This window comes from Thalassospira sp. TSL5-1 (assembly GCF_001907695.1).
Lineage (GTDB): Bacteria > Pseudomonadota > Alphaproteobacteria > Rhodospirillales > Thalassospiraceae > Thalassospira.
Window position 1 is genome coordinate 622802 of record NZ_KV880637.1, and the last position, 23053, is coordinate 645854.

Here is a 23053-nt window from a genome sequence, read left to right on the forward strand (position 1 = left end):
AGCCCATCGCGCATTGACGCTGTATTTTGCTGTCGATAGAAGTACAGCCACATTTTTGAATATCGGAAAGTCAGTTTCATGAGCCACGGACGCAAGGTTTCGGTTATCGGTTTGGGCTATGTCGGTTTGCCTGTTGCGGTTGCCTTTGGTGCTTTGGGCGATGAAACCATTGCGTTTGACATCAACAAGGCCCGTATCGCGCAATTGCGTGCCGGGCAGGATGCCACCGGCGAGGTGGATGCACCGGAACTGGCGGCCGCCAACCTGCTGTTGACCGATAATGCCCAGGACCTTGCCAGGGCCGATTTTCACATCGTCACGGTGCCGACCCCGATTGACCAGGCCAACCTGCCGGATTTGTCACCCTTGCGGTCGGCCTCCAAAACGGTCGGGGCGATCCTGAAAAAGGGCGACATCGTTGTTTATGAAAGCACGGTTTACCCCGGTGCGACCGAAGATGTCTGCGTGCCGATCCTTGAAGCCCAATCGGGCCTGAAGGCAGGCACCGATTTTACGGTGGGTTATTCGCCGGAACGCATCAATCCCGGTGATCGTGAACACCGTTTCACCACCATTACCAAGGTTGTTTCGGGCCAGACGCCGGAAACCCTTGAAATTGTGGCCGCTGTTTATGGCAGTGTCGTTACCGCCGGTATTCACAGGGCCCCGACGATCAAGGCAGCCGAGGCGGCAAAGGTGATTGAAAACACCCAGCGCGACCTGAACATTGCGCTGATGAATGAATTGTCGCTGATTTTTGATCGTGCCGGTATTGATACAAGCGACGTTCTGGCCGCCGCAGGCACCAAATGGAACTTCCTGCGTTTTACCCCCGGTCTGGTGGGTGGGCACTGCATTGGGGTGGACCCCTATTACCTGACGCATAAGGCCGAAGAACTGGGCTATTATCCGCAGGTTATTCTGGCCGGTCGCCGTATTAATGATGGCATGGGCGAGGTTGTTGCCAACAAGGTGATCCGCGCCCTGATGCGCAAGGGCGGCATGAACAAGCCGACCGTTACGGTGCTGGGCCTGACCTTTAAGGAAAATGTGCCCGATATTCGCAATACCCGCGTGATTGATATTATCGATGAATTGCGCGATGCGGGCATTACGGTTCAAGTCCATGACCCCAAGGCCGATGCAGCCGAAGTCGCCCATGAATTTGATGGGTTGCAGCTTGTGGCAATGGATGACCTGAAACCGGCCGATGCGGTTGTGATGGCGGTTTCGCATCAGGAATATGTCAGGGGCGGCTGGGATCTGGTCACGCGCCTTTTGGCCGGTGGTCAGGGATTTGTTGCCGATGTGCGTGCCATGCTGCCGCGCGATGACTGCCCGGATGCTATCGAGCTTTGGCGTTTGTAATCGCGCGCTTATCCAGCCGCTCAAACAGCGCGGTTAACCTGCTTTCAAAAATATTCGCATCAAAGGCCGCCCTGAAGGTTTCGTGGGCGGCCTTTGCCATTTTTAGCCGCAGCTCCGGGCTGTTGTGCAGTTTTAAAATCAATCCGGCCAGTTCGTTTGCATCATTGGCATTGCGCAGAATATAGCCGTTTTGACCATCGGTAATTACATCGCTCAGTGTTCCCGCATCGCTGCAAATAACCGGCAGGGCATGGGCCAGGGCTTCCAGCACCACGAGTGGCTGCGCCTCGTTGGCGTAACGGCTGGGAAAGACAAACAGGTCACAGGTTTGAAACAGCCTTGTTTTTTCATCGTACCCTACAGGCCCGTGACAGGTGCTATTTGTCTCAAGCCCGGCCTGTTTGCACAGGGTGATTACATCCGCTGCCGACAGGTCCGCTTCGGCCCCGGCAATATCCAAATACAAGTCGGGCTGGCTTTGCCGGGCGATGCCAACGGCTTTAATGACCGTTTCAACGCCTTTGCTGCGGATCAGGTTGGACAGATAGAGGATGCGCAATGGGCTTTGCGATGGGGTGTGCGCAAAATCGCGGGGTGTTTCCGGTGTGTCGGCACAATTGGCAATCACGGCAGGCTGGCAGCCAAGCCCGTCAATTTCGGGCATCAAAGCGGGGCCAAGAATGATCGCGGTTTGATCTTTGAATACCCGTTTTTGCACAAACCCGGCCAGCCAGGATTTATCGCGCAGGGTTTTCAGGCCGCGACCATGCAGGTGAAACACAATCGGCAGGCGTATTGCGCGCAGCATCAGGGCATAAAAACTGTCGCGCCAAAAGGCCGGGCCGCTGGGGGCGAAGCTGGCATAAACAAGGTCCGGCCGCTGGGTCAGGATGCGCCAGAATAGGGCCACGCCATACCTCACCGCCCGTCCATATTTTGCGAGGCTGGATCGGCCAATGGCGGCAATGTCGTGCGAAAAGCGCAATTCATGCACCGAAACCCGGTAATGTTTTGCCAGCACGTTGATCGCCCGCTGGTTCATGATGGCGGCGCCATGCAGGGGTGGCGGCAAATGCACCATGGCGAGGATGTGTTTTTTGTGCTGCTGGCGTGTTTGGCGTGTTTTGCGGTTTTGTGTCCGCCATGCCTGCCATGCCCGCCCGTAATGGCGCAGATCATAGGCCCGCATCCAGAGCGGCGGTTTCAGACAGGTGCGGTAACGATTGCGTACCATCAGCGCCGTGCGATGATAGTTTTGTGCCAAAATGGCCTGATAGTGCCGGTCATCACCTTTATGCCGCACAATCAGGGGCCGTTCGTAAAAAATAAGGGATTGATGCGCCGATTGCGCCAGCACCCGCAGGTAAAAATCAAGATCAAGGCAGCATGAAAGGGTTTCGTCATATCCCCCGGCATCGCGCCAGAGCCGTTTGTTAAGGGCCAGGGCGGAATGATGCAGCGGATTGCCGCGATAAAGCCGTGTTGCCTTGAGGGTAAGGACCTCTTTGTTATCAGCCCCGTTGGCCCCTTTGACCCAGGACGCAGGCAGGGCCGCGCAAAATACCAGATGACCGGGATAGCGCGAAAGCAGGTCACGCATGGCGGGCAGGCGGGCGGGCAGGCTTTGATCATCCACATCCTGAATGGCAATCAACGCGCTTGGTGCTGCCGCAATTGCTTTGTTTAACGCGGCCCCCCGGCCAATTCTGCCTGGGCTTAAAAGGGTAATGCGCGCATCATGCGCCAGAGTTTGCGGCAAACACACTGCCGGGGTGGAGCCATCATCGATGATCACCGCATGGTCATCCTGGCCCAAAATTTCCGCCAGATTGGCAAAATAGCCCGGCCAGTGCGCCTGACCGTTATGGATGGTGGTGACGAGTGTGATGCCATCACCTGATAATGATACGTTGCCGGGGGATGTCATGGCTGATCCTGCCGCCATGTCAGGGTGAGGTCTGCGCGGCATCCGGTTTCCGGGCAAAGCAATAGCTGGCAAAACAGCACCTGCACCCGGCCCAGGGCGGAAAAATGATTGGATCGGGTTAAATGCAGCGGGGCCGTGCCAGTAATTTCCAATCCGACGGCGGGAAAATAAAAGTGGTTTTCTGCCATTCGGTGCCTGTATAAACCGCGTGGGATAAACAGGCGAAACAGGCGGGCCGATGCCGGGGCGTGGCTTTCTGTCGCCGGGTCTTGCGGAAAAATCTGGTCGGTCCAGGAAATCTCGCGTTCGGTAAAACGAATTTCCCGCTGTCCGCGCCACGGGCCAAGCACAAAGGGCAGCACATATGTATCATTCTGATATGTTGCGGTATCGGGCTGTGCAAATATCGTGGTGCCGGGTAAACCGGGCAGGGGCAGGCTGGCGGTGGTATAGGGGCTGATAAAATCCTGCTCGCCCCCACAGGGCGGCAGGATGATGGTGCCGTCTGGCGATGTAATAACCGGCATCGGCGTGGTGTCATAGGGGCTTTTGCCTGCAAGGGTCATTTGTGCGCAATAGGCCGGGCTTTGATAAAGCTGGAAAATTTGGCAATTTGCCGTCGTATTTTGGGGTTTGTAAGGTGTTGGCACAGCCCTGTTTTCCGGCACTTTACCGGCGCATAGCAGGAAAAAACCGGCAAAGGCCAGATAGTCATAATACCGGTTATAGCTATACCAGCCGGGTTTGGTTTGCGCGGTTTCTCCGTCCTGATCCGCCAGCAGGTTCAGCGGCATTGTCTGATGCAAAAGCAGGCTTTGTTCAATCCGGTCGAGCAATATCTGTGCTGTGCGATCCTTGCCTGCTTTGAGCAGGGCGTAAATGGCACTGACCATGCCAAAACTTTGCCCGGCCCCGCGCCCGACGATATTGGCATGGCCACTGTGCCGGGTGATATGATCGATCAGTTCCGTTGCTGCGATGGCTGCCTGTTGGCAGGCCGGTTGCTGGCTGAAACCCAGCAGGGCGGAGCAAAAGGCATGATATTGGGCGGAAAAACATCCGCGCCGGTCCAGAAACGCCGGGCCATCGCGAAAGTGCCGGTCAATGATGCGCCACAATAGCCGGGCAGTAAGGCGTGCAAGGAATGATCCCTTTTCAAGGCACAAGATACGCAAAATCAGCCAGTTGCCAACCCGCGCATTTTGCCAGGGCTTGCCTTTCAGGATGTTGCGGCGTTGTCGGGCTGTCAGGGCCGATGTTTGGGACAGGGCAAATGCGATAAATTCACGATGATATTGGGCCCCGTCATCCTGCTGTTGCAGGGCATCAAACGCGCGGGTGATGGCGGTGTGATATTTGGCGGCGTTAAGGTTATGCCAAAGCGCAAGGGCAAAGGCCGTGGCGTAAAAACCATGCTGGGGGAAATCGCCGGTTGTGGTTTGATCTCGCGCCAGAATATCCGCCACCAGCACGGCCAGCCGATGGGCCCGCCTTTGCGCTGAAGGATGGCTGTCATTCGCGGCAATGGCGTTAAAGCGCCCTAGTGAAAATGACATGTCACCTCCAGCATCAGGCTTTGGCCTGCTGGCACAATATTAAGCGGCACCGCCTGAATTTCCGGCGCGTGTCGCCCCCATTTTTCGCGCAACCGCCAAAACAGTGCCTTGCCGCCCGGTATATGCCAGATCCCGCGGGCCAGGGCATGGGGGCAGGACAGGGTGAAAAACCGGTTGGCCCAGCGCAGCCAGATGTCATCTATCGGTGCGGTGGGGAGCAGGCGGGCATGAATAATCCAGTGATCATCACGATCGCGCAGATACATGAAGGGGGCAAAACGCCCCGCCCCATCGGCGTGATCCAGCGTCACGGTGATGCGGTTTTCAGCGGCCTGTAATTGTACCTTCCGCACCGGACGCAGGCGGTATTTGTCGCTGTTTTTGTGGGTAAAAGTCTTTCCGGCGATGATGCCGTGATCAATCGCCGATTTATCAAAAACCAGCCGGATCACAGCATCCTGAAGCGGGCTGTCGGTCAGTGCTGTGAAACGGGCGCGGATATGAATGGTTTTTGCCGCCGCATCCAAACGGGTCTGATAATCCAGCCGCCAGCACCCATTGGCAAAGTGATAATCCTGCCCGCTTTGGCGGATGTGGCGGCTGTTATCATCAAGCGTTAAAAAGGAGCGCCGGTCCGATGCCTCGAACCCCCACGGGCCAAGCGTAATCGCGCCATAATGCCCGGAAATCAGGCGGTTATCTTTGAATGTTGCGCTTAATTCTGGCATGGGGCCCCCTGCAAGATGGGGTGAAATCGCCCGGCGTAATAAAGGGTGATTGCCAGCACCGCCAGCTTGATATTCATCACCAGAATGATGGCCGTTGCATTTTCGCATTGTGGGATTACCGCCGCTCCGGCCAAAATGACAAAGCCAGCCAAACAGGCGGTAACAAAATGGCCGGATTGTTCCTGTAAGACCAGAAACTGGCGCGAAACAAGGGCAAGCAGCAGCGGCCAAAAGGCGGCCATGCGCAAGAGTGCGGTTTCAGCCTCCCCGCTATGGCCGAAGAGCAGGTTCAAGGCGACATGCGGGAATAGTATGAAGCCCAAACTCATGCCCAGTGCGGGCAGGAGCAACCAAATGTCGCGGATTTTATCCTGCCTGTTTTGGGCAAACAGCACGCCAGAAATAGCCGTAATCAGCGCCGCACCAAGCAGCAATAACCGATGTACCAGCAATAGGGCATCGTGTTCCGCTTGTGGCAATGTGGCGGGCAGCAGGGCCATGTCGATATTGGGCAGCAGGCCCGCCAGCAGGGTAAAGCCAATCAGTTGCGGCCAGATATTGGCCGGCAAGTGGCTGGTTGGCGGGGGCGCAGGGCGGTTTGGTTTGTCAAAGGCAAAAAAGAAGGATGCGAGGCTGCTGGTCAAACTGATGGCAGGTGCGGTGGCATAAAGCCAGAAGGGCGCTGTGGCAAAGCTCGTGGCATAAAGCGCAACCACAATGCCTGTTGCCTGCCCCAGCGCACCGATGATCAGGATTTTATGAAACTGCAAACGTGCCGTCACCAGCCAGTCTGGCGACAGGGATGCGGCCAGCGGCATGATCAAAACTGGCCAGGCGACGGGCGGAAGGTTTGGCGCCATCAGGGTGATGGCAATGCCCGCGATGATGAGCCGGAGCATCACGATCAGACCGACAGATCGCCATTGCCGATTTTGCGCCAAACGCACCAATAATGGTCCGCATCCGGCCTGGGTGATGCTGACGGCGACAGCAATCGCTATCAGGGCAGCGAAATAGTGCGCCAGCAGATTGGCTGCGAAACCGTGGCCGAGAATAAGCAGAATTATCAACCCGCCCGCCCGGTTCAGCACGGTGCTGGCAATGAGCCACAGCGGAGCGTGTCGGTTATCACGGGCCAAGCCATTATCCATGCGCTGATAATACCCTGTCATAGGCGGTACAAACCCGGTTGCCATAGCCTTCCGTGAGTTGGCGGGCAATTGTGGCGCGGGCGACCATGCCCAGGGTATCGCGCAAGGCTGTATCGTGCATCAACCGGTTAATCGCGGCGCATAAAGCGCCCGTATCGCGGGGCGGAATGATCAGCCCGTTTTGACCATCCGTAATCGCACTTCCGGCATCATGGGTGGTAATCACGGGCAGGGATGCGGCCATTGCCTCCTGCACGGCCAGGCTGGACCCCTCTGACAGGCTGGGAAAAACAAAAATATCGGCTGCATTCAGGGCCTTTGGAATGTCGCTGGCGGGAATAGGCCCGTGCCAAATCACCCCTTCTGGCAGGGTGGCGGTTAAGCTGGCGGCACAGGTTCGGGCCTTGCCAATCAGGGTCAGGGTGATGGCGTCACCATATTGGGCGCGCAGTGCCTTGAACACCTGCAATAGGGCGGAAATGCCCTTCGCCAGGGATAATTCGCCAATATAAAGCAGGCGTAACGGGTTTTCTGTTTTGGGGGGCCGCTGTAATAAAAGGCATTGTCGGGCCAGGGGGGCATCAAACGGAATAATATGAATGCGGTTTTCTTTAATGCCGCAGTCAAGCAATCCCTCGGCCACGGTATCGGACGGGGCAAAAACGGCGCTGGCAAACCGGGCCTCGGCAATGCGGCGGCGGGCGAGGAAGCCTGAAATCTCGCGCCATTTTTGTCCATGTGCCTGATATTCCGCCGCGAGTTGTTTTGCACGGATCGGGGCCAATTGCCCGGTCACATCGTTGATGGTTGGAATTTTGTGCCGGTGGGCCTTTTGCAGTGCGGGAAGGCTGTAATTGCCCTGCCCGTGCAACAGGCGCACGCCCGGCGGCATGTGGCGTGCGGCAAGCCAGGATAAAGGCAGGTCGGATGCCAGGTTATGGGCGGGCAGGCGCAGTAATCGGGCGGATTTCCCCAACAGGTCCGGCATGATATGACGGCCGGGAATGGCGGCAAGGCTGGCATCGACCCGTCGCGACGGGCGGCTCAGCAAGGTGCACGGATTTTCATCAGGGGCGGAATACCGCCAAAAACTGTCCCAACGCGCGAGACGACCCTGCCCGGCCAGATGGGCGGCCAGCAGGGCAAACTGGTCCACCCGGCCAATCATCCAGACATCGCCGGTCATTCAGGCGTCTTTCCGGGGTGGCAAAATGCCACCTTAAACAGGCACCCCCATTGCATGCTGATCCCCCCCCGTTTCAGCTTTTTGCGATTTGCAAACCTTAGCCGACAATTCCGGGTTGTGGCAAAGCAAACCGAACGGAGATTTCATCGCTGCGTCGCAAGAACCTGTTGGCAGATACACAATGTTTGCGCGGCAATGGTGTCGGCAGTGTTGTTGGCAATGGCGGCCTGCTGTTGTGCCAGATGACGGGTGCGAAATGCCGGATTTGTCAGCAGGTGTGTTGATATCTCGATCCAGCGATTAAGTTGACTGGAGGATGTTGGCAGGGGCAGCATGGTTTCGCCATTGACCAAAACATCATGGGCGCATCCGGTTTGGTCCGAGGCGATTGCCAGTGTGCCACACGCAATCGCCTCGATCACGGCAACGCCATAGGCATCGCTGTATGAGGGCAGAACAAACAATTTGGCGCTGCCATAAATCGGGGCAAGCGCGCCGGGCGATACGGCGGTGAGGATGGTTGTGAGGGCCGCAATTTCCGCCTGATTGATTTTGGCCTGCACGGCGGCGTGGTCTTTGGGGGCGATTCCGGCAATGGCAATGCTTGTGACCGTGCTGTTTTGTGCAAGTTGTGCTGCCAGTTTTAGAAACAGGTCAAACCCCTTTGCCGCCGTCGGACGGCCACACCACAGCAGGTCGTAAGGGCGGTGCTGCCAGACAGGCAGGTCTGTTGCAGTCGGTGGCGTAAAGGACGGCGCAATTTGAGTGATGGTAATTTGATCGGCCTTCAGGCCCTTGGTGGTAAACCAGTTGGCCCCCTGTGTGCTGGCGGCCATGCCTGCATGGGCATGGGTCAGAATATCTTGGCGCATTTTTTGCCGGATCGGATTTTTAAAAACCGCATCGGAGCCCGCCCAGCCATCAAACCGGACGATATAGGGAATATCATGCTGGCGGCACCATTTATGGGCCTGCCACATGGCACTGCCAAACCCGGCAAGGATCACAATATCCGGGCCAAAATTTGCAAGTGACGGCGCGGGCGATGCGTTGAGTGCCAGGCTGCGGTTTTCGCCCAGCGGCACATGGATGCCCGGCAGGATGACTTGCGAAAACAGGCCGGAGGGATCTGCCCAGTTGCGTTGGGGTTCGGATTTATGGGTGCGAAAAATGCGAAATGCACCGCCATCGGCTGCCACCCGTTTGGCAAGTATTTGATGAGAATTATACCTGTAAGGCGGGATCAGATTGCTGATCAGTACAATTTTCACGCTCGTCTTTCAATATAAGGATGTTTTTTTGACAAGTTATGCCATCCTTGGTTTGCGGAGAACAGCAAACTGAATGGGGGCAGGTTGCTTGGTAAAGACGATAACCTTTTTTGATTTGCATCTGGACCGGCGGGGGCCCGACCAGCTGCGCGATGATATTTTGGCCGATCTAAAGGCCGGGCGGCGTATTCGGCATATTTCATTAAATGCGATCAAGCTGGTGGCGGCGCGAAAGGACCCGTTATTGTGGCGCGCCCTGCAAGAGTGCGACTGCCTGAGTGCCGATGGCATGGGGATTGTCTGGGCGGCAAAAATGCTGGGCTATCCGCTGGCCGGGCGCGTGACCGGCATTGATTTGATGATCAATCTGATGCCCGGTCTGGCGCGAGCGGGTCATTCGGTTTTTTTATTGGGGGCCCGGCCCGATATCGTGGCGCGCACCGCCCGCCAGTTGACCCGGGATTATCCCGGTTTGAACATTGTTGGCTTTTGTGATGGCTATGGCAAAAGCGATGGCGAAATGGCCGCCCGGGTGCGCCAAAGCGGGGCAGATGTGGTGTTTGTTGCCCTGCCCAGCCCGCGCAAGGAATGCTTTGTCACGGACTATGCCGATGCGTTTGGTGCCCGCCTGTTGATTGGGGTGGGCGGGGCATTTGATGTGATTTCAGGGGCGGTGAAACGCGCGCCTTTGGGCTGGCAAAGGGCCGGGCTGGAATGGTTTTGGCGGGTTTTGCAGGCCCCGCGCAGTATGACCGGGCGTTATATGCGCGGGTTGGGGCAGTTTGGCTTTTTGGTTGTGCGCCGTTGGTGTGCCATGCAATTTGCGGCAAAATGGCCGATGGCGCGGGGGCGACCCTCGGGGCGGCGTCTGGTAAGTATAGTGACCCTGATCATGCTGATCGGCAGCATTTTTGGGGCGGGCACGGCCCTGGGTCAAAGCCCGAATGTAACAACGCATTTTGCGCAGCAACCTTCTTTGCCAGTCGCGCAAATCGCGGTCATTAACCGCAACGGTGCGGCCCTGGCGGATGCGCTGGCGGAGCTTGAGCATGATGAAAACCGGGCGGATTCCCTCAATCCAAATGATAACAGCCTGACAGCCGATGCCGCTGTGGTGGTGGCGGGTTTTCTGGAAGGGTTGGTGAATGTTACCCATCCCGGATTGTTACCCGCAATGGATGGGGCGACTTTAACATCCGTTCTTGCCGCGTTTTTTGCCCGTCAGCCAGACGACACCCAAAATGCAGCAACAGGGAATGATGCACCCTCTGTCAAAGGGGCACTATCGGGATCATCACCTGTTTTGCGGCGCATCCTGTCAACGCTAGAGCAGGTTTTCGCCAGCCTGCTGGTGCAAAAGTTTATTCCGGCGACATTGATGGGTGGGATTCAGGGCCTGCTGGCCAATGCGTTGCTGGTGGCCATTTTGCGCTATGGCGATGGCGGCGGGGACCCGGCCCGGCTGGCCTATCATTATGCGCCGGGTCTGTCGGCGGCGGCCTTTGGCAATGTCGGCGACGGGTTTGATCGTTATATGCCGGTTGTGCCGGAAACGAACAGGCCCGCCGCCCCTGCCATTTTGGCCCGCCCCGGTGTGGTCGCACAGGTTTTTGCCGCCCCCGAGCCCGGCGACCGCGACATGCCTGCCCCTTTTGACCCGGAAAAGCCGGTTGTGCAAAATCCCGACGGAAATGATGACTGGTGGCCCGATGATGCCAGCCCGCGTTAACGATAAACCGGATGGTTCTGGCAGCAGGGTTCTTTGCATTTTCTACTTTTGTGCCATCTGTTTCAAATAGCAGACACTTTCGTGCCCATGATGTTGAGTTTTGATTGGATACCATGACGCAGCGTTCCCCCAAAAACAGGGCAGGCGGGCCGCCGGTAACGCTCGCGGATATGGTGCCGGTGATCTGGCGGCGACGTGGCGTGGTGTTGCTGGTTTTTGCCCTGCTTTTGTTGCTGGTGGCGGCCTTGGTGCCGTTATGGCAGCCCGATTATCAGGCGCGGGCGCAAATTGGCTTTTTGCCCGCTACACCCGCCCCCCTGGCGCAACGCGATAACGGCACCTCGCCCTCTGCGATTTTCCAGATTTCCGATCTTGATACCGAAATGGCAGTTTTGCGCAGCACAGCGGTATTATCGGCTGCGCGGTCGGTTTTGCTGGGCGATGGGCTGAATTTTGATCCGCAACCGTCAAAACTGGCAAAATGGCTGGGTATGGCGCAGGGGCCGCAACAGCATATTTTGGCCGGTGAAAGCCGTGAAGCCGTGCGCGAAGCCCGCGATATTACCATTTTGCGCGGCAAGATCAAAACCGCACAACTTGATAATGCCCGCGTGATCGAGGTTTTCCTGTTTGATCCTGATCCGGCACGGGCGCGTCAGATGCTGGATGCGGTGATTAACAGTTATGTCTGGAAACGGCAGAATGATTTGCGCGGTAAATTGGCCGATCAATATGACGAAACCCTGCGCCAGCGTGATGCCGCCCTGACACGACAGCAACAGCAACAACAGGCTCTGCTGGACTGGCAGGATGCCCATCCGCTTGCCTTGGGGGCGCTGCAGGGGGCCTTTCAGGGAGGTGCGGGGCAGAACAGGGCGGATGACAGCGCGTCACGCAGCCTTGAAACCCTGCGCCAGCAACGTGAGGCGGCACAGATTGACCTTGTGACCCTGCAATCGCGCCAGCAGGCGACAGATCAGGCCAATGGTGATGTTGCCAGCCTTCTGCGCCTGCCGGAAATTTCCAATAGTGATGCGGTGCGCGAGCTGAATTTGCGTCTGGCGCAATTGCGTGGCACCGCGGCGGATCTGGCACGCCGATATGGCGACCGTCACCCGCTGGTGCAGGCCAACCGGGCGCAAATTGCCCAGGCAGAAGGGGATTTGCAAACCGCAATATCGGCACAAATCGCCGCCATTAACCGCGATGCGCAAATTGCGGCCACCCGCCTTGCCCGCTATGACGCGGAATATCGCCGCATCATGGCGGAAATGACTGCGAATAACCGGGACTGGCTGGGGTTTGTGCAATTGCAGCGTGCGCTGGATGATGCGGGAAACGAAGTTGCCATCCTGTCGGACCGGGCGCGGTTGATGCAGTCGCAACTGGCGGCCATGCGCCCGGATGTGGAAATTTTGCAGGCCCCGGAAATTCCCGGCAAACCGGTTTTTCCATCGCGCCGTCATCTTGCCGTCCTTGGCGGTGCTGCCGCAATATTGCTGGCTATGGCCGCGGCCATTTTGCGCGATTATTTTGACCGTGCCCTTCACCGGGCCCATGATGCCGAAACCCTGACCGGATTACCGATATTTGCCGTTTTGCCACGTATGACAAAACGCGACCCGCAAGGCCGTGCCGCCGACGAGGAAAACGAGGCGATTGGCCATTTGCAAACCATTATTCGCCTGCGATGCGATCGTCGGGCGCAAAGACAGCAACAGGCAGCAACAGTGCAGGATGATGTAGGCACGCCGGGCCGGGTGATTTGTGTAACATCGCCCATGCCTGGCGATGGCAAAAGCCGGCTTGCACGTAAAATTGCTACCCGGTTTGCCCGCAATAGTCCGCGTGTTTTACTGCTGGATGGCGATTTGCGCCGCCCGGCCCGCCTGATGGATGAGGGCTTTGCAAGTCTGCAGGCAAATCACCCCGCCGTGCTAGATTTACAAGGAGTGTTGCAGGGAGATTGTGCACCGGAGGGTGCGGTTTTAAGGCTGCGTGACGGGGATTTTGCGGGGGATGAACCCGTGCCGGAATATGACTTTCTGGGCGCGGAAAACGCCGTTGCATCCGCCCTGGCCGGGCAATTGATGGCGGAAAAACTCGCCCCGCTAATGGCACATTTAAAAACACGATATGATTTTATCATCATTGATGCGCCGCCGGTGCTGTCGGTTGCCGATGCCATTTGGCTGATGCGCGTGGCCGATGACAGATTACTGTTGTTGCGGGCGGGCAAAAGCCACCGCGATGATATTATCGATGCGGCGAACCGCCTGGCACAGGCGGGATGCCCGGCAGATGGCATTGTTTTTAGCGGTGTGTCGCGGCGCGGGGCCTATTATGGCAGCAAGAAAAGGCGCAAAGCATGATGAAGGTGTGTCTTCCATTGCGCAGGCGGGCCTGTATCGGATTGCTTTTGGGTTTCATACTGGCCCTGTTGGGCCTGTCCGGGGCGCGGTTATGGCAGGATGCACAAGCCTTTATGAATGCCCCAAACCGGCAAGCCGCGCTGAAGGCGGGCGACGGGATTGTGCCGGAAACCTTGCGGCAAAAAATCAATTTCGCCCTGGCCCGGCAGGATTATGTGAGCGCAAACGAAGCGATGGCGAAGTTACAGCAGATTTACCCCAACGATGTTTCCGTGCAGTTACAGGCGATTCATGGGCGGGTGATGCAATTGCGCGCCAATGGCGGGCTGAATGCCGACAAACGGGCGGAGATCGCCCGCGACATTCGCCAGGCGATGGGCCATGCGGGGGATAATCCCAAGTTATCAGACCGGGCAGAAAGGATGCTGGCCCTGCTGATCAGTGCTGCTGCGGCGCAGTAGATTTTACCTTTGCCCGCTTTTGACGGGCAGTTGCCGCTCCGGGAAGGGCCGCCAAACAGCCAGCAATCATCAGCAAAGGCAAAATGACGGCAGGTTGGCCAGTTACACCATCAAAACAGGACTGCACCAGAAAGGCGGTTAAAAAGGCCAGAAACAAGCCCTGTTTTGGTGGGGATGCCTGTGCCGATGCACGACGGATCAGGCCCGCACCCCCCGTGATCAAAAGCATCATTACGATGATAAAAACCGGCAATCCCAGCGTCAGGGCCATATCAAGCCATAAATTATGACTGCTGACCCAGCGCACGGTATCATTCATACCGGGTGTCGCGGCAAATTGCAGGGCCGGGGCAATACCATTGGGGCCATACCCGGTTAAGGGCCGCTGTATGATTGCGGCAAGAGCGCTTTGCCACACATCATCACGTTGCAGCCAGTCGGGCCGGGCCAGTTCGACAAAGCGGGTCAGCATGTCGGGGGCCAGCAGCAGGGATGCCAGCATGGGCAGCAGAATGCCCGTCGCCAGCAGGTAACGGCGGCACGGGTCGGTATCATCCGGCTTTTTTGCGGCAGCCAGCATAAAGATAAATGTGCCCGCCATCAGTGCGACAATACCGGCCCGCGAATGGCTGCCAAGGGCGGTGGCAAACAGTACAATCGCAATGGCAAGCCAGCCGCCATAACGGTCTATTTTTTCGCCGATATTGCCGGGGGGATGCTGCCATAAATAAAGGCAGGCGAAAAAGCCGGTTGTGACAAAGGCGCAAAAGGCATTGCGATTGGCAAAGGTGCCAGTGAAATCACCCATATGCGCGGTTTTGATAAACCAAAGGGTCGTTGGTATGCCGGTCAAGGCCGTGATATGGGCAATCATTGCCTGCAAAACTGCACTTGCCACCAGTGCCTTGCAAAACGGGGTGATGTTGGCGATCGGGTCCTGTTGCCAGGCGCATAAAAGCGGAATGCCCGCTAGCCACAACAGATAAAGCAGCGTATCGGGCAGATGTGCCGGGGCAAGCGCGATGCCGTCGCCATCAAAGGGCGCTGTGATGATTTTCGGCCAGACCGGCAGGGATTGGAAGACGAGCCAACCCGCTGCCACAATAAAGGCGAGTGCGAAAGGACGCAGGGCATGAAACGGAACAGGGGATACATCATGGCCGTTCTTTAAGGCCTGGATCATGTGCACCAGCAGGGCAATTGCCACGGGAATTGCCAGCAACGCCAGCGCCCAGGGCCGGGCCCCACCCAAAAGAAAAGGGGCGGCAAAGACCTCGAATATCAGGCTCCAGCGGGCGATGGTGGCAATCATGACAGGATTTGACCCCCTGCGGATAGATGCTTAAGTCTAGGGCTCGCCAAACTTTCTGTCATGGTTTTTATCGCGTATAGGCTGCAACTGAATGCCTTCTTCTTCCGGTTCTGATCTCCCGCCCGAAAATGCGCCACAACAGAAAAATCATGCCGATATCACCCCAGTTGTGCGTAGCGGAGAAATGCTGCCCTTTCTGGCGCAAATTGCAGGTATGGGGATGATTGCCGTTTCGCTGTGGGCTTTGCCGTTGGGCGGTACGCTGAGCAAGGGGCTGCTGGTGATATGGGCGGTATTGAGTATTTTGCCGCTGCTGGGGCGCAGCGGATTTTTGATGGATGTGGCGCTGGCGGTTTTGCTGTGGCTGGCCCTGACGATATGGGTGCTGATGGCCGGGCATGGCGGAAGTGCGGCGTGGCGGCTGGCGGGGAATTTAGCCTTGTTGCCGTTGGGGCTGGTGCTGGGGTCCCTGCGGGGGCGGGCGGTTTTGGGGCCCTTGATGCTGCCCGTGCTGGTGTATGTGGGGCTTGATAGCCATTTCATGCTGACCAGCGAGGGTTGGCGGCTGAATAATCCGTTTTTGTTTTTAGCGTTATTTGTGCTGGCCCTGACGGCATGGGATGTACGCCGTCCGGTATTTCGCGCAGGGGGATTGCTTTCGTCATTGTGGCCGGGCCTGTTGGCGGGTGTTGGCATGATCGGTGTTTTTGCCAGCCAGACCCGAATTGCCATTCTGGCGATGGCGGTGGTTCTGATCACCCGTATTCGTTTGCATCATGCGCGAACATGGCTATGGGGCCTGCCTTTGGCGGGGGCGGGGCTGTGGTTTGTTGTCGATTATTTGCCGCGCATTTTATTCACCCATGCCAGCGGCAGGCTGGCCTATTGGCAGATGTTCTGGCAGCAATGGCAGGAAGGCAGTGCCAGCCAGCACTGGCTGGGGTTTGGTGTCGGCGCGATTGAAAGCCAGCTTCAAAAACTGCAATCGGCGTCATCCTTTGGCGCGTTGCATAATGACCATTTTCATATGCTCTATGAAACCGGGTTGCTCGGCGCCGGGTTATGGGTTGCGGGTTGGGGCATGATGATGTGGCTGGTGCGCCCCTCCGCGCTGGCGGTGGGAATATTGCTGGCGGTGATGGTGACGATGGTAACGGATAATACTCTGTCTTACGGGCATTATCTGCTGGCAAGCGGGGTTGCTGCCGGGGTTGCCTGGAACAGCCGAAATGCGGAAATCGAGGCGTCGGATCATGTTTGATGCTGTGATGTTCAGCCCGGCGGAATATCGCGCGCTGTGTGATATGCGTGATTGGGTATGGTGCCATATGGCACAGCAGGATTATGCCGGGGCGGACCCGTTTGACGGGCTGGAAAGCCGGTATTTTGCTGCAAGCCCGTTTGCATCCTCGCGTTTGGCACGGCTAGTCTGGTTGCAGGCGATGAAACATGCGCCGCAGATGGTGCGCAACCGGGCGGGCATTCCTCCCCTGCTTAATCCCAAAACGCTGGCCCTGTTGTTGGGTGCGGGTTCGGGCGTGCCGGTGGGTAACTGGCAAACGGAATTTGCGGGGTTTGATGGCGATGCGCTGGCGAGGGATATCACCCGGCTGCTTTTGACCCTGCAAAATGAAGATGGCGGCTGGGGGTACCCCTTTGCCTGGCAGGCGCGTGCCTTTTATGCCGGGCGGGGGCAATCGAACGCCATTGTCACCTGCTTTGTTGCCGATGGTTTATTGCAAGGTGGCAAATTGCCACCCGGTCATCCGGCCTTGCAGGCCGCCGCAACGTTTTTACGGCGGGATCTTTGGCGCGGGCCGGGTGAGGCAACGGATGGGGGCTATTTTGCCTATATCGCGCAAAGTGATGCGGAAATTCACAATGTTAGTCTGTGGTGTGCCTGGATTTTGCAAGTGTTGTGTCCGGGCAATCGATTGAGTCCGGTGGCGTTGCACCGGGTACTTGACAAGCAGCAGGAAGATGGCCGTTGGGCCTATGGCGTGCGTCCTCACCATCGTTTTGTCGATGGCTTTCATACCGGCTATATTCTGGATTTGCTGCATCGGTTTAAGGGTGCTGGTACCTGCCCGGTTGACGTGACATTGGCGATGGATCGGGGCTGGCAATTTTACCGGCGATCCTGTTTTGATGATGATGGCATTCCGCGCAGTTTTGCGGGCAAGGGTGGCTATCTGGATAGCCATGCAGTGGCACAGGCGATGGCGACGTTGTATCGTTTTGGCGATAAGGCCGGGGCGGCTCATGTGGCGCGATTTGCCATGCGCGAATTATTCGATGCCAAGCGCGGTGTTTTTTATGCCGGTATTGGACGCAGGGGCCGGGATAAACGGGTTTTCATGCGCTGGACGCAGGCATGGATGGTGTGGGCCTTTTCGATGATGCTTGCTGATGTGCCGCAGGGTGGTGAAAGGGTGTGATGATGGATTTGGATGTTTTGAGTTTTGCCCATCCTGACGCAGACCGGGCCGACAAGGAGGCGATGCTGCGCGATTTGCCGCAGCAGGACTTTATCCGCCTTTATCAAACCACCCGTCAGGCGGCGCGCCTTGCCCGGCAAAACGGGGATATGGAACGGCTTTATGGCCTGACACGCGGGTTAAAAACTCTGCAGCGCATCAGTGGCGAACGCGGCTTCCGGCTTGGTGCCTGATGCGAATATAATCGTTAGCGGGCTTGTCATGCAGCGTTGAATAAACAATAACGCACGCAGCCTGATTTACCGGTATGTCACGGGGTTTTATGCGTTCCGATTTTCCCACTTTGCCGATCAATGCGGTTTTGGCCGATGTAAAAGCCGCGCTTAACGGCGGCACTAATGCGGTTTTGCAGGCCCCGCCCGGGGCGGGTAAAACCACGATGGTGCCCTTGGCCCTGCTGGATGAAAACTGGCTGGCAGGCCGCAAGATCGTGATGCTGGAACCGCGCCGCCTGGCCGCACGGGCCAGTGCCCGGCGCATGGCGCACTTGCTGGGCGAAAAGGTGGGCGAAACCGTGGGCTATCGCGTGCGGTTTGAAAACCGTATCTCGGCCCAAACCCGGATCGAGGTGGTGACAGAAGGTATTCTGGTGCGCCAGATCCAGGATGACCCGGAATTAACCGGCATTGCCGCGCTGATATTTGACGAATTTCATGAACGATCCCTGGATGCCGATTTGGGCCTGGCCCTGGCGCTGGAAAGCCAGGCGGCCTTGCGCGATGATTTGCGCATTCTGGTGATGTCGGCCACCCTGGATGGCGGGCCGATTGCCGGGCTGATGGGCGATTGCCCGGTGATTACCAGCGAAGGCCGCGCCTACCCGGTTGAAACCACCTATATGCCCCCCAAACCGCAGGAACGGATTGAGCCGGCAATGGTGGCCGCGATACGCGATGCGCTGGCAAACCAGAAGGGCTCAATTCTGGCCTTTTTGCCGGGGCAGGGCGAAATCACGCGGGTGGAAGGATTGCTGAAAGCCGCAATATCGGCAGAGGATCGCGTTATAATCGCCCCGCTTTATGGCGCGATGGATGCCAAGGCGCAGGACCTTGCCATTCAACCCGCCCCCGATGGTTTTCGCAAGGTGGTGCTGGCAACAGCAATTGCCGAAACCAGCCTGACAATTGATGGCATTCGCGTGGTGGTGGATTGTGGCTTGCAACGCTTACCCCGGTTTGACCCGGCATCGGGCATGACGCGGCTGGTGACGGTAAAATCATCGCAGGCCAGCGCCGAACAGCGCCATGGCCGTGCCGGGCGACTGGAACCGGGAATATGTTACCGCCTGTGGGGCGAGGCCGAACACCGTGCCCGTCCGCAATTTAGCACGCCTGAAATTGCCGAGGCCGATTTGGCCCCGCTAACGCTGGAACTGGCGCGTTGGGGTGTGGCGGATGTAACCAGCCTGCCGTGGCTTGATGTGCCCGATAGCGCCAAAATTGACCAGGCGCGTGATGTGTTGCGCAGGCTGGAGGCATTGGATGATAACGGGCGCATCACGGCGATGGGGCAGGCGATGGCCAGCCTGCCGGTGCATCCGCGTTTGGCACATATGATGGTGCGCGGGCAGGAATTGGGGCTGGCCGATGCTGCCTGTGCGCTAGCGGCCCTGTTGTCGGACCGGGATTTTATGCGCAATGCCGGGGCGGATCTGCGCCAGCGGTTGGAGGCAATGGAACGCGGCCGTGCGCCCGGCATGATGATGGAGGCCAAACGCCAGCTTTCACGACGTTTGGCCCAAGCGGCAAAGGAATTGTCCCTTGGGAAAGGTGGCAATGAAAGCTGCAAACAGCCCGATTTTGCCGATCAGGCCGGGTTGCTGGTCGCCTTTGCCTACCCGGACCGCATTGGCGAACGCCGACGCGGCGGCGAGGCCCGTTATCGCCTGTCGGGTGGGCGGGGTGGTTTTTTGCCGCGTGAAGACCGGCTGGCAAATGAACAATGGCTGGCAGTGGCGGAGCTGGACGGGCAATCGCGCGAGGCAAAGATTTATCTGGCAGCCCCCCTGTCGCAGGCCACGCTTGAGGAATTTTTCGCCAGTCAGATCACCACCGGGACCGAGGTTTTTTGGGACACCCAGAACGATATGGTGGTGGCACGCTTCCAACGGCGCATCGGGGCTCTGGTGCTGGAAGAAAAGCCGGTCCATGATGCGGTTGCACCCGATAAACTGATGCAGGCCATGAGCGATGGTGTGCGAAAAATGGGGCTGTCCTGCCTGCCCTGGGAGAGGGAAAGCGAACATCTGCGGGCCCGGTTGGCCTTTTTGCACGGGCTGGAACCGGAAACCTGGCCGGATATGAGCGATGCCGGGTTGCTTGATACGCTGGAAGACTGGTTGATGCCGTATTTAAGCGGCATTGTGCGCAAAGCCCAGTTGCGGCAGGTAAATTTAAGCGAGGCCCTGGTTTCCACCATCGACTGGAACCAGCAACAGCAAATTGCTAAACTGGCGCCGAGTCATTGGACGGTGCCGACGGGTTCCCACATCCGCATTGATTACCGGCCCGAAGGCCCCGCCTTGCCAGTGCGCTTGCAGGAAATGTTTGGCGCAACCGAAACCCCGAAAATCGCCAATGGCAAAGTGGCGGTGACGCTGCATCTGCTCTCCCCCGCCCAGCGCCCCTTGCAGGTAACGTCCGATCTGGTCGGGTTCTGGCAGGGGTCCTATGCGCAGGTAAAGGCGGAGATGAAGGGCCGCTACCCCAAGCATTACTGGCCTGACGACCCTTTGCAGGCTGAACCCACAAGGCGGGTGAAGCGGCCACATAATTAGAAAAATTTGACCTTGCGCAGATGTTGGCGGGCAAAGATGGGTTAAGCTGGCTGTCAGGCAGGGATGTTTGACTGATACATCTCCGATAACAGCTTTGGCAGGTCGTGATGACGCAGCAGCGTGTAAAAGAAAAACATCTGGTGGAGCGGGTGGGCTGGTTGCGCGCGGCGATCATGGGGGCCAATGACGGGATTGTCTCGATTGCCAGTTTGATTGTCGGTGTGGCGGCGGCCAACCCGGTGCGGGCCGATGTTTTGCTGGCGGGCATTGCCGGGCTGGTGGCCGGGGCCATGTCGATGGCGGCGGGGGAATATGTTTCGGTCAGTTCGCAGTCTGACACCGAAAAGGCTGATCTGGCCCGTGAACGCCACGAACACGAAATTGACCCCGAAGGCGAATTGATCGAGCTGGCGGCCATTTATCAAAGCCGCGGACTGGATGCCAAACTGGCGATGAATGTGGCCCGGCAAATGATGGATGGCGATGGCATTGCCGCCCATGCCCGTGATGAATTGGGTCTCTCGCCGGTGAATATTGCCCGCCCCTTGCAGGCGGCGGCAACATCGGCGCTGATGTTTGCCGTGGGCGCGGCCCTGCCGCTTTTCGCGGTGTTATGGGCGCCGGTACCGGCGATGATTCCGGCGGTGGGCGGGGCAGCCCTGCTGGCCCTGGCAATTCTGGGCGGCTTTGGCGCGCATATTGGCGGAGCACCCAAAATACGGGCGATTATGCGCGTGGTATTTTGGGGCACGGTGGCGATGGTGGCAACGGCGGCAATTGGGCGGCTGGTGGGCACGGTGGTATAAAAGGGCGTTTTCAGGACTTATTGCTTTTGCTTCTGGGTAAAAAGATGCCCTTGATGCAATCGGGATTTATGATTGCCAGCTGGATATGGTTTTCCGAATGAAATTTTGCCCCGTCATATAAAGGGGGGCCTTCGATGAAAGCGGCGCGAACAGAATCAAAGGGTTGCCCGGCATTTTTTGCCAACGCACAGGCATATCGGATCACGGCGCAATCAAGCTCGCGCTTTTTGAAATCAAAGTCTGATGATCCGAATGTGCCGTTTACAGGCAGATTCTTGCCTTCGGCCCGCATGTCATGTCTGAACTGGGAATAGGATTGTTTCAGGAAGTTATTGTATTTTTGATCGAGCAAATCCAGACAGTTGCCCAGTTCAATGACCGCACCTAAAACAAACGGGGTTTTAACGGTGCTTCCGGGGCGCTTGCTATCCAACCGGGCATATTCCCTGGCCCGATCAAGGTTGTTTTCCCAAAAATAAACGCCATTGCCCAGCCAGTCATAGCGATTGTTGCTGTGGCGGAATTCCTGTTTCTGATTCAGAATATTAAGCCCGACTGTTTTATCCAGACCGTGGAAGCCATAAACAATAGCCGGTTTTGATGAATACATCAGGCCATATCGGAGAGGGCGTGATCATGGCGAAGATTTTCTTCCAAGCGGAAGAAATTCCGGTCCAGTCGCCCATCCTGATCTAAAATTCTGGCATCGCGAAGCAGGCGGAGACGCTCTTCATGCGTTCTGCTTTTTGCCTGTGCTTCGATCTTTTGGGTCAGTTCGTCAATTGACATGGGTTGATCTGCCTAAGATTTGCCAGCTTTTATAAGCCTACAATTGCGATATATTATTAAAAATGTTGACGATATTGTCAATGTGAAAGCGGGTGTTTCGATTTTTTGATTATTTAAAACAATGGCTTGTTGTTTTTGAAGGGCAGGTGAAATCAGTGTTTTGTGCTGCAACCCCGTTGTTAAATGTTGCCAATGTGAAACGCAGCATGGCGTTTTATCGCTGCCTTGGCTTTGAGGTGGTGGCGCAGACCCTTGATGATTTTAGCGACGAGCCGGTTTGGGCGATGTTGGAGAGTGTTCCCGATGACACCGGCGCGGCGGATGGGGCGCAGCGGGAGCCTGTGCGCCTGATGCTGGCGGTACATGGCGGGGTGTCGCATGAGGAACGCAAAATGCGCCCGTCTTTTAGCGGCATGGTGTGGTTTTTGGAATGTGAAGATGTGGGTGCGCTTTATGATGCGCTGGCCGGGCAGGGATATGGGCCGGAACCGGTCATGATGCCAGAAGAGGGGATGGGGCAGTTTTTTGTGCGGGACCCGGATGGTTATGAAATTGGCATTACCGGGCCGGATTTCAGAAAACGGAAAGCATAAAGCCTGGAACTTTTTCAGGTGCTAGGAAAGCGCGTTAGGGATAGCGGATAGCGAGGACTTCGAGTTCATCTTCGCCGGCCGGGGTTTTAAGCGTGATGACATCACCGACCTGGCATTTCATCAGGCCGCGTGCCACGGGCGAGACCCAGCTTATTTTGCCGTTCAGGCTTTCAGCCTCGTCCTCGCCAACGATGCGGATGGTTTTTTCCTCGTCCCGGGCATTTACATAGGTGACTTCGGCGCCAAAAAACACCCGGGAATGGTCGGGCTGGTCTTCGGAGCGGACAACCACGGCATCCTCGATCCGTTTGCGCAAATAACGCACCCGGCGGTCAATTTCGCGCAGGCGTTTTTTGCCGTAAATATAATCGCCATTTTCACTGCGATCGCCATTGCCTGCCGCCCATGACACAACGGCAACCGTTTCGGGCCGTTCCTTTTTCCAAAGGTGGTCCAACTCGTTGCGCAGGGCCTCAAGGCCTTCGGGGGTGATGTATATCGGTTTGTCCATGCCCGGTTTTTATCGCAAA

20 protein-coding genes are annotated in these 23053 nt (G+C 57.3%); 10 read left to right on the forward strand and 10 right to left on the reverse strand.

The features are described 5' to 3' along the window. Positions 1–78 precede the first annotated feature (78 nt). Entirely contained in the window at positions 79–1368 is a 1290-nt protein-coding gene (locus LF95_RS02910) for a nucleotide sugar dehydrogenase (RefSeq protein ID WP_073953604.1), read from the forward strand. Here the strand turns inward: LF95_RS02910 and LF95_RS02915 are convergent. The 6 genes from LF95_RS02915 to LF95_RS02940 form a co-directional block, all read right to left on the reverse strand. Further along, positions 1346–3295 (reverse strand): glycosyltransferase, encoded by a 1950-nt coding sequence (locus LF95_RS02915; RefSeq protein WP_073953605.1) that lies wholly within the window; start codon positions 3293–3295, stop codon positions 1346–1348. The two genes, LF95_RS02910 and LF95_RS02915, sit on opposite strands and share 23 nt — an antisense overlap. Beyond that, on the reverse strand, positions 3292–4851 hold the full coding sequence (locus tag LF95_RS02920; protein WP_073953606.1) for a hypothetical protein: 1560 nt from the start codon (positions 4849–4851) through the stop codon (positions 3292–3294). Before LF95_RS02920 ends, LF95_RS02915 begins: the two co-directional genes overlap by 4 nt. Further along, on the reverse strand, positions 4836–5579 hold the full coding sequence (locus tag LF95_RS02925; RefSeq protein ID WP_073953607.1) for a hypothetical protein: 744 nt from the start codon (positions 5577–5579) through the stop codon (positions 4836–4838). The genes LF95_RS02920 and LF95_RS02925 overlap by 16 nt, the downstream gene beginning before the upstream one ends. After that, positions 5567–6730, reverse strand: a complete 1164-nt coding sequence (locus LF95_RS02930) for a hypothetical protein (RefSeq protein WP_073953608.1) — start codon at positions 6728–6730, stop codon at positions 5567–5569. The genes LF95_RS02925 and LF95_RS02930 overlap by 13 nt, the downstream gene beginning before the upstream one ends. Next, positions 6723–7916 (reverse strand): glycosyltransferase family 4 protein, encoded by a 1194-nt coding sequence (locus LF95_RS02935; RefSeq protein ID WP_073953609.1) that lies wholly within the window; start codon positions 7914–7916, stop codon positions 6723–6725. Before LF95_RS02935 ends, LF95_RS02930 begins: the two co-directional genes overlap by 8 nt. Before the next feature lie 143 nt (positions 7917–8059). After that, positions 8060–9187: a glycosyltransferase family 4 protein gene (locus tag LF95_RS02940; RefSeq protein WP_073953610.1), complete on the reverse strand. Its 1128-nt coding sequence runs from the start codon at positions 9185–9187 to the stop codon at positions 8060–8062. 88 nt (positions 9188–9275) lie between these two features. Here LF95_RS02940 and LF95_RS02945 point away from each other — a divergent pair, with 88 nt between their 5' ends. The 3 genes from LF95_RS02945 to LF95_RS02955 all read left to right on the forward strand — a co-directional run bounded on the left by LF95_RS02945 (position 9276) and on the right by LF95_RS02955 (position 13749). Further along, positions 9276–10916: a WecB/TagA/CpsF family glycosyltransferase gene (locus tag LF95_RS02945; protein ID WP_168173647.1), complete on the forward strand. Its 1641-nt coding sequence runs from the start codon at positions 9276–9278 to the stop codon at positions 10914–10916. 113 nt (positions 10917–11029) lie between these two features. Then, positions 11030–13288 carry a GumC family protein gene (locus LF95_RS02950; RefSeq protein WP_083607475.1) on the forward strand — a complete coding sequence of 753 codons (2259 nt, stop codon included), beginning with the start codon at positions 11030–11032 and terminating at the stop codon, positions 13286–13288. Beyond that, positions 13285–13749, forward strand: a complete 465-nt coding sequence (locus tag LF95_RS02955) for a hypothetical protein (RefSeq protein WP_073953613.1) — start codon at positions 13285–13287, stop codon at positions 13747–13749. The genes LF95_RS02950 and LF95_RS02955 overlap by 4 nt, the downstream gene beginning before the upstream one ends. On the opposite strand, the gene LF95_RS02960 is transcribed toward LF95_RS02955, so the two are convergent. Next, positions 13727–15061 (reverse strand): O-antigen ligase family protein, encoded by a 1335-nt coding sequence (locus LF95_RS02960; protein WP_073953614.1) that lies wholly within the window; start codon positions 15059–15061, stop codon positions 13727–13729. The genes LF95_RS02955 and LF95_RS02960 overlap by 23 nt on opposite strands. A 91-nt stretch (positions 15062–15152) precedes the next feature. On the opposite strand from LF95_RS02960, the gene LF95_RS02965 reads away from it, so the two are divergent. The 5 genes from LF95_RS02965 to LF95_RS02985 all read left to right on the forward strand — a co-directional run bounded on the left by LF95_RS02965 (position 15153) and on the right by LF95_RS02985 (position 21141). Beyond that, a complete protein-coding gene (locus LF95_RS02965) occupies positions 15153–16322 on the forward strand; it encodes an O-antigen ligase family protein (RefSeq protein WP_083607476.1) in 1170 nt (389 codons plus the stop codon). Then, complete coding sequence (locus LF95_RS02970) at positions 16315–17499, forward strand: prenyltransferase/squalene oxidase repeat-containing protein (RefSeq protein ID WP_073953615.1); 1185 nt, start codon at positions 16315–16317, stop codon at positions 17497–17499. Before LF95_RS02965 ends, LF95_RS02970 begins: the two co-directional genes overlap by 8 nt. Beyond that, positions 17499–17732, forward strand: coding sequence for a hypothetical protein (locus LF95_RS23510; protein ID WP_252509639.1), 234 nt, complete (start codon positions 17499–17501; stop codon positions 17730–17732). Before LF95_RS02970 ends, LF95_RS23510 begins: the two co-directional genes overlap by 1 nt. Positions 17733–17821: 89 nt before the next feature. Then, complete coding sequence (hrpB, locus tag LF95_RS02980; protein ID WP_073953617.1) at positions 17822–20335, forward strand: ATP-dependent helicase HrpB; 2514 nt, start codon at positions 17822–17824, stop codon at positions 20333–20335. Positions 20336–20442: 107 nt separating this feature from the next. Then, complete coding sequence (locus LF95_RS02985; protein WP_073953618.1) at positions 20443–21141, forward strand: VIT1/CCC1 transporter family protein; 699 nt, start codon at positions 20443–20445, stop codon at positions 21139–21141. Between the two features lie 10 nt (positions 21142–21151). Here LF95_RS02985 and LF95_RS02990 read toward each other — a convergent pair whose 3' ends face one another. After that, complete coding sequence (locus LF95_RS02990; protein WP_073953619.1) at positions 21152–21751, reverse strand: hypothetical protein; 600 nt, start codon at positions 21749–21751, stop codon at positions 21152–21154. After that, positions 21751–21930, reverse strand: a complete 180-nt coding sequence (locus tag LF95_RS02995; RefSeq protein WP_073953620.1) for a hypothetical protein — start codon at positions 21928–21930, stop codon at positions 21751–21753. Before LF95_RS02995 ends, LF95_RS02990 begins: the two co-directional genes overlap by 1 nt. A gap of 155 nt (positions 21931–22085) precedes the next feature. Between LF95_RS02995 and LF95_RS03000 the strand changes: the two genes are divergently transcribed. Next, entirely contained in the window at positions 22086–22523 is a 438-nt protein-coding gene (locus tag LF95_RS03000) for a VOC family protein (protein WP_143181919.1), read from the forward strand. A gap of 34 nt (positions 22524–22557) precedes the next feature. Here LF95_RS03000 and greB read toward each other — a convergent pair whose 3' ends face one another. Continuing rightward, positions 22558–23034 (reverse strand): transcription elongation factor GreB, encoded by a 477-nt coding sequence (gene greB / locus LF95_RS03005; RefSeq protein ID WP_073953622.1) that lies wholly within the window; start codon positions 23032–23034, stop codon positions 22558–22560. Positions 23035–23053: the final 19 nt, after the last annotated feature.

Coding starts and splice junctions, on each gene's coding strand:
- LF95_RS02950 (WP_083607475.1), top strand. CDS start 11,030: ATGACGCAGCGTTCCCCCAAAAACAGGGCAGGCGGGCCGCCGGTAACG.
- LF95_RS02925 (WP_073953607.1), bottom strand. CDS start 5,579: ATGCCAGAATTAAGCGCAACATTCAAAGATAACCGCCTGATTTCCGGG.
- LF95_RS02985 (WP_073953618.1), top strand. CDS start 20,443: ATGACGCAGCAGCGTGTAAAAGAAAAACATCTGGTGGAGCGGGTGGGC.
- LF95_RS02965 (WP_083607476.1), top strand. CDS start 15,153: ATGCCTTCTTCTTCCGGTTCTGATCTCCCGCCCGAAAATGCGCCACAA.
- greB (WP_073953622.1), bottom strand. CDS start 23,034: ATGGACAAACCGATATACATCACCCCCGAAGGCCTTGAGGCCCTGCGC.
- LF95_RS02930 (WP_073953608.1), bottom strand. CDS start 6,730: ATGGATAATGGCTTGGCCCGTGATAACCGACACGCTCCGCTGTGGCTC.
- LF95_RS02915 (WP_073953605.1), bottom strand. CDS start 3,295: ATGACATCCCCCGGCAACGTATCATTATCAGGTGATGGCATCACACTC.
- LF95_RS02910 (WP_073953604.1), top strand. CDS start 79: ATGAGCCACGGACGCAAGGTTTCGGTTATCGGTTTGGGCTATGTCGGT.
- LF95_RS02990 (WP_073953619.1), bottom strand. CDS start 21,751: ATGTATTCATCAAAACCGGCTATTGTTTATGGCTTCCACGGTCTGGAT.
- LF95_RS02995 (WP_073953620.1), bottom strand. CDS start 21,930: ATGTCAATTGACGAACTGACCCAAAAGATCGAAGCACAGGCAAAAAGC.
- LF95_RS02970 (WP_073953615.1), top strand. CDS start 16,315: ATGTTTGATGCTGTGATGTTCAGCCCGGCGGAATATCGCGCGCTGTGT.
- hrpB (WP_073953617.1), top strand. CDS start 17,822: ATGCGTTCCGATTTTCCCACTTTGCCGATCAATGCGGTTTTGGCCGAT.
- LF95_RS02955 (WP_073953613.1), top strand. CDS start 13,285: ATGATGAAGGTGTGTCTTCCATTGCGCAGGCGGGCCTGTATCGGATTG.
- LF95_RS23510 (WP_252509639.1), top strand. CDS start 17,499: ATGATGGATTTGGATGTTTTGAGTTTTGCCCATCCTGACGCAGACCGG.
- LF95_RS02920 (WP_073953606.1), bottom strand. CDS start 4,851: ATGTCATTTTCACTAGGGCGCTTTAACGCCATTGCCGCGAATGACAGC.
- LF95_RS02960 (WP_073953614.1), bottom strand. CDS start 15,061: ATGATTGCCACCATCGCCCGCTGGAGCCTGATATTCGAGGTCTTTGCC.
- LF95_RS02935 (WP_073953609.1), bottom strand. CDS start 7,916: ATGACCGGCGATGTCTGGATGATTGGCCGGGTGGACCAGTTTGCCCTG.